General features: G+C 41.3%; 12 protein-coding genes. 11 read left to right on the top strand and 1 reads right to left on the bottom strand.

The features are described 5' to 3' along the window. Positions 1–98: 98 nt before the first annotated feature. The 3 genes from MKY24_RS18890 to MKY24_RS18880 all read left to right on the top strand — a co-directional run bounded on the left by MKY24_RS18890 (position 99) and on the right by MKY24_RS18880 (position 4611). Complete coding sequence (locus tag MKY24_RS18890; RefSeq protein ID WP_028542282.1) at positions 99–2012, top strand: beta-glucoside-specific PTS transporter subunit IIABC; 1914 nt, start codon at positions 99–101, stop codon at positions 2010–2012. Between the two features lie 30 nt (positions 2013–2042). Further along, complete coding sequence (locus MKY24_RS18885) at positions 2043–3500, top strand: 6-phospho-beta-glucosidase (protein ID WP_339200628.1); 1458 nt, start codon at positions 2043–2045, stop codon at positions 3498–3500. A 274-nt stretch (positions 3501–3774) separates the two neighbouring features. After that, a complete protein-coding gene (locus MKY24_RS18880) occupies positions 3775–4611 on the top strand; it encodes a methyl-accepting chemotaxis protein (protein WP_023989690.1) in 837 nt (278 codons plus the stop codon). A gap of 87 nt (positions 4612–4698) precedes the next feature. Here MKY24_RS18880 and MKY24_RS18875 read toward each other — a convergent pair whose 3' ends face one another. After that, positions 4699–5193, bottom strand: a complete 495-nt coding sequence (locus MKY24_RS18875) for a hypothetical protein (protein ID WP_023989689.1) — start codon at positions 5191–5193, stop codon at positions 4699–4701. A gap of 196 nt (positions 5194–5389) precedes the next feature. Here MKY24_RS18875 and MKY24_RS18870 point away from each other — a divergent pair, with 196 nt between their 5' ends. The 8 genes from MKY24_RS18870 (at position 5390) to MKY24_RS18835 (ending at position 12930) form a co-directional block, all read left to right on the top strand. Then, positions 5390–5944 (top strand): TetR/AcrR family transcriptional regulator C-terminal domain-containing protein, encoded by a 555-nt coding sequence (locus tag MKY24_RS18870; protein WP_339200627.1) that lies wholly within the window; start codon positions 5390–5392, stop codon positions 5942–5944. A gap of 183 nt (positions 5945–6127) precedes the next feature. Next, positions 6128–6934: an alpha/beta hydrolase gene (locus MKY24_RS18865; RefSeq protein ID WP_028542285.1), complete on the top strand. Its 807-nt coding sequence runs from the start codon at positions 6128–6130 to the stop codon at positions 6932–6934. A 24-nt stretch (positions 6935–6958) separates the two neighbouring features. After that, positions 6959–7942: a sensor domain-containing diguanylate cyclase gene (locus tag MKY24_RS18860; RefSeq protein WP_209943184.1), complete on the top strand. Its 984-nt coding sequence runs from the start codon at positions 6959–6961 to the stop codon at positions 7940–7942. 216 nt (positions 7943–8158) lie between these two features. Next, positions 8159–9121, top strand: a complete 963-nt coding sequence (locus tag MKY24_RS18855; protein WP_075154565.1) for an AraC family transcriptional regulator — start codon at positions 8159–8161, stop codon at positions 9119–9121. Between the two features lie 107 nt (positions 9122–9228). Then, positions 9229–10431, top strand: a complete 1203-nt coding sequence (locus MKY24_RS18850) for an MFS transporter (protein WP_076157394.1) — start codon at positions 9229–9231, stop codon at positions 10429–10431. Positions 10432–10764: 333 nt separating this feature from the next. Further along, complete coding sequence (locus MKY24_RS18845) at positions 10765–11091, top strand: hypothetical protein (protein WP_076157390.1); 327 nt, start codon at positions 10765–10767, stop codon at positions 11089–11091. Between the two features lie 21 nt (positions 11092–11112). Beyond that, positions 11113–11514, top strand: a complete 402-nt coding sequence (locus tag MKY24_RS18840; protein WP_076157387.1) for a hypothetical protein — start codon at positions 11113–11115, stop codon at positions 11512–11514. Between the two features lie 405 nt (positions 11515–11919). After that, a complete protein-coding gene (locus MKY24_RS18835; protein WP_023989680.1) occupies positions 11920–12930 on the top strand; it encodes an ABC transporter permease in 1011 nt (336 codons plus the stop codon). The last annotated feature ends 17 nt before the right edge of the window (positions 12931–12947 follow it).

The raw sequence follows: 12947 nt of genomic DNA, 5'->3' as shown, positions 1-12947 counted from the left end.
GGATTGTTACTGGTAATGCAGGCGAAACCAACCTAGATCGAATTTGATCTATTTTGGTTTTGCCTTTTTTTATAAATACAATTAAAGGGGAAGTTACAATGAAGTATGAGACATTAGCAAAAGACATCATCAGAAATGTCGGCGGCAAAGAAAATGTGAATAGTCTAACTCATTGTATTACACGCTTGCGCTTCAAATTAAAAGATGAAAGTAAAGCCAATACAGAGGTTTTGAAAAATATGGATGGTGTTGTCACTGTGGTAAAGAGTGGCGGGCAATACCAGGTTGTTATAGGTAACCATGTACCTGAGGTTTATGCTGATGTTACTGCTGTAGGTGGTTTTCAAACAGGAGATTCAGAAGAAGCATCAGGTGAAAAAATGAGTTTGTTCAATAGATTCATTGATACCATTTCAGGTGTATTTACACCCACGCTGGGTGTCTTAAGTGCCACAGGTATGATTAAGGGCTTCACCGCCTTATTTGTAGCTTTGGGCTGGCTGGCTACTACATCGGGTACCTATCAAATTCTCAATGCTTTAGGTGATTGTTTGTTTTACTTCTTTCCTATTTTCCTGGGGTATACGTCAGCTAAAAAGTTCAATGCCAACATTTTTATAGGCATGGCTATAGGTGCATCGCTTGTGTACCCAACATTTAGCACGATAACAGCCTCGGGCAAACCACTATACACTCTATTTAGCGGTACTATATTTGAGTCACCGGTATATATCACCTTCTTAGGTATTCCGGTCATTCTGATGAGTTATGCGTCAACCGTTCTTCCGATTATCATATCCACCTATGTAGGCTCAAAAATAGAAAACTTCTTTAAAAAGGTAATCCCTAGCGTAGTGAGAACATTTTTGGTTCCGTTTTTCACATTGTTAGTTATTGTACCCTTAGCGTTGATTGTGATTGGACCTCTCTCGACTTGGGCAGGTCAACTGCTTGGCGCTGGAACCCTCTTTGTGTATAACTTAAGTCCGATTATTGAAGGTATGCTCATGGGCGCTTTCTGGCAAGTGTTTGTTATCTTTGGATTACACTGGGGACTTGTTCCTATCGCTATGAACAATTTAGCAGTGCTTAAATTCGATCCGATTCTTGCGGCTACGCTGGGAGCTTCCTTTGCTCAGACGGGCGTCGTACTGGCGATTTTGTTTAAGACCAAAAATGTAAAACTGAGATCACTTTCCATTCCAGCTGTCATCTCCGGGATTTTTGGTGTGACAGAACCAGCAATTTACGGGATTACATTACCACGTAAGAAACCATTTATTTTAAGCTGTATAGCATCCGCAGTAGGCGGCGGTATTATAGGAATGATGGGAACTAAAGGTTACATTATTGGTGGATTGGGTATTTTCGCTATCCCGAGCTATATCAGTCCGGCAGGAATAGACAACGGATTTTATGGGGCTGTTATCGGTATCCTGGTAAGCTTTGTATTAGGCTTCTTGCTTATGTTCTTTGGCGGATTTAAAGATGATGAAGTGAAAGAAGCAAAAAAGGAAGACAGTACACCAGGAGCGGCAAGAGGAGAAGTTTTAGTAAAACAAGAGACGGTGATGAGTCCATTAAAAGGTGAAGTGAAGTCTTTATCTGAAGTAACAGATGAAGCCTTTTCGACAGGTGCTCTGGGTAAAGGGATCGCCATTGAACCTTCTGAAGGTAAGGTCGTTTCACCTGTAGATGGTGTATTAACATCATTATTTTCGTCAGGTCATGCGATTGGAATTACAAGTGATCACGGTGTTGAGGTCCTCATCCATGTAGGCAAAGATACGGTCAAATTAAAAGGCAAACATTTTTATCCTAAAGTAAAACAGGGAGATGCTGTTAAAAAAGGCCAGCTGCTTATGGAGTTTGATATGGAAGCTATAAAAGAGGCTGGTTATGTTTTGACCACACCCGTTATCGTTGCCAATACTACGAATTACCTGGATGTCATTGAAACAGAGAAGAAGGCGATTGAGTATCAAGAGGATTTATTGACCGTCGTAGTCTAATCTTAATTAAATGTTGAGGAGGAATTAACAATGGAAAATACAACTAAATTGGAATTTCCACAAGGATTTTTATGGGGAGGTGCAACGGCTGCCAACCAATTTGAAGGTGGATATAATGAAGAAGGTAAAGGCTTAAGCACTGCGGATGTGATTACGGCTGGAACGCATACGACTTCCCGAAGAATTACACCTATACTGGAAGAAGGAGTGAACTATCCGAGTCACGAGGCTATTGATTTTTTCCACCACTATCAAGAGGATATCCGCTTATTTGCAGAGATGGGATTCAAGGTCTTTAGAATGTCCATTGCGTGGTCAAGAATATTTCCTAACGGAGATGATGCAGAGCCGAATGAGCAAGGCTTGCAGTTCTATGATCGTGTATTCGCAGAATTGAAAAAGTATAATATTGAGCCTTTGGTTACAATCTCACATTATGAAGCACCGTTTCATTTGACCCAAAAATATAATGGTTGGTCAGATCGCAGAGTCGTAGATTTTTATGTGAGATATTGTGAAGTGCTTTTTAACAGATACAAAGATGTTGTGAAATACTGGTTAACCTTTAATGAAATCAATATTTTAACCTTGTCATTTGGCGCATTCATGGCTGGAGCTATGATGCCGGAGGGGAATGGAGAGCTTGCCCATGCTACAGTGAAGGATGAGCAGGTTTTGTATCAGGCGTTGCATCATCAATTTATTGCCAGTGCAAAGGCTGTAAAGCTGGGTCATGAAATCAATAAGGACTTTAAAATCGGTTGTATGATTGCTTATATGTGTTCCTACCCACTTACATGCCATCCTGATGATATTCTGCTAGCTCAACAAAAGGATAACTTAAGTAATTTCTTATGCTCAGATGTTCAAGTAAGAGGCGCTTATCCGGGATTTGCCAAACGCTATTTTAGAGATCATAACATTCAGATCAAAATGCAAGAAGAGGATGAGGACATCTTAAAGGAAGGCTGCGTAGATTTCTATACCTTCAGCTATTATTCCTCTACTTGTGTCAGTGCCGATCCCAACCAGGAGAAGGTGGGAGGAAATTTATCTATGGGCTTAAAGAATCCTCATTTGAAAGCAAGTGCCTGGGATTGGCAGATCGATCCACAGGGGTTGAGATGGTCCCTCAATAACATTTACAACCGATATGAAATCCCGTTAATGGTTGTTGAAAATGGCCTTGGCGCCGTAGATTCAGTAGAAGAAGACGGCTCCATTCACGATGATTATCGAATTGATTATCTAAAGCAACACATTGAGCAAATGAAAGAAGCGATTGCTGATGGAGTAGACTTAATAGGGTATACGCCTTGGGGATGTATTGATCTGGTAAGTGCGGGAACCGGTGAAATGAAAAAGCGTTATGGGTTTATATACGTAGATAAGGATAATGAAGGCAAAGGGACACTTGCCAGATCCAGAAAGAAGAGCTTCTATTGGTATAAGAATGTGATTGAAACCAATGGAGAGCAGTTGGATTAAATCTTAGCGCCTGTTTCATAAAAGTCATACCGTCAGCGCGTGCCAATTTTAATCGGTACGCGCTGCTTGTATTTATTATGAAATGAAAACAATACCTTAAATGGATATGCATCCCGGCCGTAAAAATGGATTCCCTTCAGGAAACTACGGAGATTGTTTATAGGTAGGGGCTCAACATCATCCATGTATTTTAAAATTCACTAAACACATGGGATGAAAATGTCGAAAAAGAAGATAGGACTTATATCAAAATATAAGGAAGTGGATACATATTATGAATCAAGTAGAAGCTGTTTTGACCGCCATGCCATTTATCAAAGAAGCTGCACGACAAGATGTTTCAATTTCCGTAATGGACAGGGAAAAATTTCTGTTCTTTCAGTCGGGTAAAAGCTTAGTTTATGACTTCAAAGCAGGCGATCCTCTTCCTGATGTACACAGAGACTTCAAAATGCTAGTAGGCGGTGAAAAGACCAGAGAGCGTTACGCTGCTGAAGTTTTCGGCATCGCTGCTGATTCTTACTTTCATCCGATTAAGAATGAACAGAATGAGATCGAGGCCGTAATGTGTATCACCTATAGTATGGATAATCAAGATCAACTGAAGAAGTTGATGACTCAAGCCGAGGATGTTACAAGCAAGCTAGTTGAAGGGATTCAGCATGTGGCGGCCCATTCGGAGGAGCTTAGTGCGACAGCCGAAGAAATTCTAAGCAATACTAAACAGGCGGTTGAGGACTCCGGTAACGTGACTGAGGTGGCCGGCTACATTAAGGAAATTTCAGAGCAGACGAACTTGCTTGGATTAAATGCAGCAATTGAAGCAGCCCGAGTGGGTGAGGCAGGAGCTGGTTTTGGGGTTGTGGCTACAGAAATCCGAAAAATGTCTACGGGCACCAAGGAAGCAACCGGACGGATTGAGCAGTCCTTGCAAGCCGTCAGACAATCGGTTTATAACATGGAACAAGAAATCACACAGATTGCGGTATCCTCCCAAGAGCAAGCCAAGCTTGTTACGGAATTTATGAATATTATTGATCAATTAAATGTAACCAACCACGGCTTGAGAGGGTTAGTAGAAAAAATCACGGATGATGTTGAAGCAGAATAAAGAATGAAAAAAAGTCTCGGTCTGTGAATTGTACATTCCGTATGGAAATGTAGATTACAGGCCGAGACTTTTTCTAATAGTAAATATTTACGAGTATTGTTGGTTTAACAGTGCAGTATCATAATACTCTTCGAAAGATTTGATTTTATTGTTTTCAAATTTAAAGATCTGGACATAGATCCCGTTGTATTTTATTTTTTTATTTTCTCCCCATGGTCCATTCGCTGTGATATCAATATGGCTGCGTGTTTTTGTCACAATCGTGTTAGGATTTTCTCCGACTATAAACTCATCGATGGTCCATTCAAATGTCCCTTTCATATCATTAAAAATGGGATTAAAGAAGCCTTTTACAGCATCCCAGCCTTCTTGAACAGAATTGTGCAAAACTGCCACATCATCAGTGGTAAATGGGGTAATTACAGCCGGATTATCTTCAACCCACAAAGAATAAAATTTGTCCGTATCTCCTAAATATAAAGAAAAAAAGTCTACAATGACATCCATGTTCTTTTTAGCAACTTCATTCTCGCTGTTGAATGAAGCATTAATAGTTACATTTTTAATCTTTTTGGGATTCATGCTGTTATTCTCCTTTATAAAAAAGATTTTGAACCATTACCTTTTCATTTGGTAGATGGCTGTCCAGCTTCTATTTACATCATTAGTATAAAATATAGGCAATTAAATAATAATAGACTGATTTTTAAGAGTGTTAAAAATGTAGACAAATGCTTCATAGTGTACAAATGTAAAATAAAATTTTGTGAGGGCTAACATGATTCGAAAAACAACTCCTAAGGAACTTCTTGCTGAATCTTTGATAGACTTAGCCAAAATACATCCAATCCAGTCCATCACCGTAACGGATATTACTGACAATTGTCAGGTTAGCAGACAGATGTTTTATTATCATTTTTCCAGTAAATATGACCTGATCTCATGGATATATAGTGATAAGGCAGATAAAATTATTGAACAATATATAGAAAAAGAGCCTTGGGGACGTGTTGCCGGGAGAATTGTTGAGTTTATTAAAGTGGATTACATCTATTTTAAAAAGGCTTTTGATGACAATACGCACTTGTCTTTTTATAATAATATCTTTAACTATACGGTTGAATGCCACACCAATTATATTCTTAAGAAAACAAATAGGACTTCGTTGCCTCCCGACATCCTTTTTGCTATAAGATTTAACGCTTATGGAGGAGTGAATGTGACTAAGGACTGGCTTGAGAACGGCATGAAGGAATCTCCAGAGCAATTAGGCGAATTAATATTCTCTGCGATGCCCTTGCCTATAAAAAAATATTTTCATTTAGATGAATAAATGCCGCGGAGAGGATACAGATATGAATTTGAATGAGTTAAATGAACAGAGTTACTCCGAACTAGAAGAATATTGGGTACATGTATTTCTGAATGAGATTCATTATCCATAATCAAATCTTTTCCGATATAATAATGAAAAGAAGCTGATAGAACAGATACTACCTCAGAGAGGTGATTTATAATGACCGTTGACATCCTCGTACGTAATAATGTAAAAGTGCTGGGCTCAGGCAGCCAAACGATCGTATTTGCTCATGGCTTTGGATGCGATCAGGATATGTGGCGTTATATCGTCCCTAGCTTTATCGACAACTACCAAATCGTCTTATTTGATTACGTAGGTTCCGGAGAATCTCAAATTAAGTACTATGATTCAGAAAAATACAGCGACTTACAAGGGTATGCCCAAGATGTGCTAGATATTATGGAAGCGCTAGAATTAAGAAATGTCATATTCGTCGGACACTCTGTTAGTAGTATGATCGGAATGCTTGCTTCTATCCGCAATCCCCAATATTTTGAGCGCATCGTCATGCTCGGTCCCTCTCCTCGTTATGTGAATGACCTCCCCTATTATTATGGAGGCTTCGATAAGAGTGACATCGATGAATTGCTTGATATGATGCAAATGAACTTCATTGGCTGGGCTAGTTACCTGGCACCCATTGTTATGCAGAATCCTGAACGACAGGAATTAACCGAAGAGTTGGAGAAAACCTTTTGCTCAAGAGACCCTCATATTGCACGACAATTTGCGGAAGTGACTTTTTTTTCGGATTGCCGTGTCGATCTCCAGCATGCTTCGATTCCTACACTGATTCTCCAGTGCTCGGACGATAGCATTGCTCCGATTGAAGTAGGGAATTATTTACATACTCATCTTAAAAACAGCAGGCTTCAACAGATGAGGGCAAAGGGGCATTATCCTCACTTAAGTCAACCTGGAGAAACAAGCGATCTGATTAAAGAGTATTTAGCCAGTGTGTAATATCAGGAGAAAGGCAGTCATGAAATGGATATTCAATTAGATAAAGCTCCCTGTGGATATTTCTCAATCTCGGATTCTGGCTTCATTCAATCGGTAAACCAAACTTTATTGGATATGCTACTTTATGACCGTAATGAATTGCTCGGACGGCCGATTGAATCCACAATGTCTGTTACCAACAAGCTATTTTTTCATACTTATTTTTATCCCTATATTCAGTTGTACGGGCATGTCGATGAGATGTACTTTTCGTTTCGGACAAGTGATCGACAGGATGTGCCTGTACTTCTAAACGGGGTGCGCCAGGAACGCAACGGAGAAACTGTTATTGATTGTGTAGTGCTTATGATGCGTAAGCGAATTGAACATGAGAGAGATATTCTGCAGACCAAAACCAAGCTTCAGGAATTATATCAGGCTACGAATGAAGCGAACCAGAAGCTTGAACGGTTGCACGAAGAATATGAAATCAAACAGCAGGAGCTAGAAAGGATTAATCTCCAGCTTGAAACGATGGCATCAACGGACCCGTTAACCGGTCTTAAAAATAGAAGGTATTTCCAAGATCAATTACTAGCTAGCCTCGCGTCCTTTCGTGAGAGTGGAATATCTTTTTCGCTGCTTATCATTGATATTGATCGTTTCAAAAGTATTAACGATACTTATGGTCATCCAGTGGGCGACCTAGTGCTTACGAATCTGGCAGAATTACTGCAATCCATGTCACGGGATAGGGACATTGTCGCTCGGTATGGCGGCGAGGAGTTCGTAATTATTCTTCCGGGCAACGATCAAGAAGAAGCTATTCTTACAGCGGAAAGATACCGCTCCACGACGGCCTCGATGGATTGGGGAGAATATGCTATTACTGTGAGTATTGGTGTGGCAACGGTGACGCAAGAGGATACGGAACAAACGATTGTTCATCAAGCGGATTTGGCTCTGTATGCTTCCAAAAGTGGCGGGAGAAATCGGGTCACTCATTCAGCAAATCTTGTAAAGAGTTAGATAAAGTCTTAATAAAGGGAATTAAGAGCTGACACGCCTTAGAGCTAATTAGCCGAGCCTGCCTCTTACGGCGGGCTTTTTATTATAAAAGCCCCGGAATGTCTCCACAGCTCACTCCAATAGGTCTGGTCAAACCATTCAAATTCAGCTACTATTATTGATAACGATTCTCATTCGAAGGATCAGGATGAATGAAAACATTTGAGGTGGACGCTTGTGAATTCAAATTCGTTATCATTAATATATCAGCATTATTTGGAAAAGACCCCGTTCAGACAACAGAACGAGCATACGTATATGATTTTACCGGAAGCGGGCCATGGACATATCTACCGAGTTACAACTTATAGTGGAATTGAGATCGTGTATTCGCATATTCAATATCACGAGCCGTATCCGACCAACTTTGCTTCCAGTGGACAAATGATTGAGCTCCAATTTGCGCTTTCGGGTCAACGTCATGTGAATGTGGCTGGGTTGGATTATACACTCCCGATGGGACAGGGGGCACTTATTTTTTTACAGGATTTTAAAGCTTGCTTTCATCCTCCGGTTAACGAACAATACAAATCATTTGCACTTGGCATTCCGATTTCGTTGTTTAATTATGCGGCTTCACAGTTAGCGGCTCGTCGGCAGGTAGCTATTGAATTTAATCAAATTCTTAATGGAGCTGCATTCCATCACTTTAGTTTTGAACTGGATCACAGAAGTATAGTGATGATTGAACATTTGATCAAAGACTTGAAAAGTGTGCATAAATCGCCTTTGTTAATGGAAGCAGCAGCACTTGAGATTTTAAATCGATTTATGATTCAATTATTTGATTTAACACCTATGCCCGAAGGTTTGTCTAAAGAAGATGTTAGAAAGCTGCATATGGCTCGGGAGATACTTGAGTTCAGCATGATTGATCCACCCTCACTGATCACATTATCCAAAAAGGTTGGATTAAACGATTTTAAATTAAAAAAAGGATTCAAAGCCTGCTTTGGAACTACTGTATTTGAATATTTGCGCCAAATTCGTCTTGATTATGCGATGAAGCTGCTCCGAAGCCAAGAAAGCAATGTGACTGAAGCTGCGATGGCTGTAGGATATAGCAATGTGAGTGCATTTTCAGAGCAATTTTTCCGGGAATACGGAGTGAAGCCATCATCCTTAAAGAAGGTATTTTAAAATAAAATCCGTTTAACCGTAGAATAATCCGTATATAGGCAGTAGAGTGGTGCTGTGACTCGTATACTTCTGCATAGAGAGAATCTATAACAGAGGAGTGTGCGAGGATGAACAGAATAAAAGGGAGCATCTTTTTCAGTGTATTTGTGGCTATGCTTGGGCTCATGCTCATTGCTCCAATTATGCCGCCCCTTATTCGTGAGTTGGGATTAAGAGAAAGTCATTCTGGGTTAATTATATCGCTTGGCTCCATAACGATGGCCTTAATGGCCCCAATATGGGGAAATCTGAGTGATGCAAAGGGACGCAAGCCTGTGATTCTGCTTGGATTCATAGGGATGTGTGTAAGCTGCTTGCTGTTTACGCTTACTCTTTTTGTAGGATTAAAAGGTTGGCTCAGCGGGGGGCTGCTGTTAGTCCTGTTAATTGTTACACGCGGTTTGATCGGCGGGTTTATCCCGGCGGTATTGTCATCCTCCCAAGCTTATATGGGAGATGTGACCGAGGGAGAAGATCGAGGCAGTGGGATGGCGATCATTAGCGCAGCCAATGGACTTGGATTAGTATTTGGGCCTGCTATTGCAGGTGCCTTTACTTTAATAGGCTTGCTGTGGCCTCTATATTTTGGGATCGTGATTGCGGCTGTAGCATTTGTAGTGGCCTTGCTGGCAATTCCGTCTGCCAAGCCCGTTATTCAGCAAAAGCCAGCTCGGATTAACCCGTTTCAACCCGGTCTACGAATGTATTTGTTTGCAGGTTTGGTTACGATGATTAGTATTGTGACCATCCAGGTTATAGGCGGATTTTATTTTCAAGATCAACTAGGCCTTTCATCCGAAGAAACAGCAAGAGTGGTTTCCTTTGGACTTATGTTTTCCGGTGCAGCCATGTTGATTGTACAGATCGTTCAGATGAAATGGCTTAAATGGCAACCCAAGCCGATGATTTTGCTCGGTTCTCTGTTCCTTATTGCCGGTATGCTGATATTCCTCATGTCAGCCAGCATGGTTGTTTACTATTTAGCGTTCTTTATGTTTGGTATAGGTACAGGCTTGCTTATGCCTGGATTTATGGCTGGGGCTTCTCTTTCTGTTAGTAAAGAACAGCAAGGGGGAGCCGCTGGTCTGGTGGCCACTGTCCAAGGGATTTCTGCAATTATTGCTCCTATTTTGACAACGACGCTATATCGGGTGGACAAATATATTCCTTTTGCTCTTATAGCAGCTCTAGTAGCTGTTATGGCCATCATTATGTTGGGGGTAAGAAAGAGAAAAGGGAATAGTGAGCTGGTATCTCAGAGGACCAAATAAATAAAAGAATTGTTTGATGAACCCATAGGCTTCCGTGCTATATTCACGAGAAGCCTATTTTGTTTGCTGGTTTGAATGATAGTCAAAAGGTCTCAATTTGCTAATTCATAAACTACATAGTTTAGATATCTATTATAATAATTTTTAAGAAAATTCAGGGAAAGCAGAAGGAAAGTGGGAGGCTCATGGAAATCCAGCAAAAGTGGGTGGCTTTAAACAAAAAAGTACCTCTTATATGCGGACTACGACTGAACTCCTGAGGTGAATGAGAAGGTGAAATCCGATTTAGGGGGGGCTAGTTAAGGAGGAGTTCATAAAATTGGAGGGATGCAGATGGGTTGGGAGTATGGAATTAAAGTCGCAGATGTTAAGGATATTCAAGTGCTAATGGATCGTTTAGCTGAAGCATTGCCTAGGATTGACGGATATCGGATGCAAAGGGATGAGGATGGCTTTGTCCTGCTTCAAAATGATCCCGATTGGCCTGAGGCGTTCCAGGTGTCTGTGGAAGAGGCAAGGAATATTGAAGGGTTAAAAGATGGTGAACCTTATATCTATTGTCTATTTCATATTGGTGGCGAAGATGCGGTGAAGTGGAGGGAAGGAATGTGCAGGGTGCTGGAAGAAGAGAAATGCGCTGCGGATTGGTTCGAGTTATAGCCGAAGAAAGGAGTGGTGAGATTGAGTAAGAAGGACAAAAAAGAGATTCAGACACTAATCTATCGCTATAGTGGTCCACGAGCCAATATTGGATATACTTTTGAACCGCTGCGTTATGGGGATACGGATGAACCAAAGCTGGAGGAGATAATCTTTATCTACGCAGATGACTTTGATATCGTGTTGTCTGCGTTAAAGTCCAAATATCCACTTGACGATCCTGATACGGGGGAAACGTATGAGGCTTTTGATCCCTGTTGGGATAATCCGATTCCGGAGTCGATATGGCATGAGATATTAACAGAATTGGATGCTTGGCCTGCCAAGGAGCCGGAATTGCGCATATTTATCGATTCCTTTATAGCTTGGGTCAGAGCACACCTGAAGAAAGCAAATGGTATTATCGTGACTGGAAATCTATAGAGAAAGACAAAGCAATACGTATTTTCGCTCCCCCTCGCTTCAAGGTGCGACCGGACAGCAAGCTGCTGAGTCGAACACCTCGTTCTTTGCAGTGCTCGCGATTATTTCTCCTTTCCTGATCGGCCTAATACTACAATCTATATATAAAAAACAAGCGATTTCCTTTTGAAAGGGGACCGCTTTTTTTGGCATCATGCTGATTTTGATTTCTATATTCGAATAAAACACGACATTTAAATAACATGGTGAGTAACTTTAGTGCGCAAACGACAAAATTCGTCATTATTTTTAGTTATTCAGGACGTGGAAACCGTTCTTGTTCCTTAGTACAATGAATAAAAATAACAAGTGATGAAAAGAAAGGTGACAAAGACACGAGGAATTACGGATAAGGAGGGACAGGCTGTGGCCGTATACACACTACGTAGATTGATACAAATGATTCCGGCACTGCTTGGTATTGTCGTCATTACATTCATGATCTCAAGAGTGCTTCCGGGTGATCCTGCCGTGATGCTTGCGGGGGAACAGGCTACACCCGAGACGATTGAAAATATTCGAAGCAGCATGGGACTGGATCAACCGAAGTACATTCAATTTTTTCATTATGTAGTTGGATTGTTCCAAGGTGATCTGGGTCAGGCTTATCACACCGGACAGTCAGTGGCAAGCGACTTTGCTACCCGGTTTCCAGCAACCATCGAGTTGGCGCTGGCAAGCTTGGTTATTGCGATTCTGGTGGCAATCCCAATCGGCATCCTGGCAGCAACCCGTAAAGAATCGATTGTGGATCACATTTCACGTGTGTTTTCCTTGATCGGTGCATGTATGCCCATTTTCTGGATTGGCCTGTTATTCATTTATATCTTCTATGCTAAATGGGGCATCGCTCCTGCGCCCATGGGTCGAATTAGCGGTGACATCAATCCGCCGACGCACGTTACGGGACTTTATGTACTCGATAGTTTGATGACCGGTGATTTTGTAGCTTTAAAAAGCAGTTTATCCCATTTGGTTCTGCCAGCAGTCTGTCTCAGTACAGGCACTATGGCGATTGTGGCACGGATGATGCGTTCCAGCATGCTGGAAGTGATCGGTCAGGATTTTGTTCGCACAGCCAGAGCCAAAGGTCTGCGCGAAGGAATTGTTATTTATAAGCACGCACTCATTAACGCCTTTATTCCAACACTTACCGTACTTGGTTTGCAGGTCGGTTACCTGATTGGTGGAGCGGTTATTACCGAAACCATTTTTACCTGGCCAGGAGTGGGCAGCTATGTGACGGACTCCATTTTGGCGGCTGACTACGCACCGATTCAAGCATTTACCCTCGTAAGTGCGCTGATTTACAGCTTTATCAATCTTGGAGTCGACTTGGTTTACGGATTGATTGATCCACGTATCCGGTACGAATAATGAACGAAGCACAAAAG

The sequence above is a fragment of the Paenibacillus sp. FSL P2-0322 genome (genome assembly GCF_037975315.1).
Classification (GTDB): Bacteria; Bacillota; Bacilli; order Paenibacillales; family Paenibacillaceae; genus Paenibacillus; species Paenibacillus polymyxa_B.
This window is presented reverse-complemented; position numbering and strand designations above follow the sequence as displayed.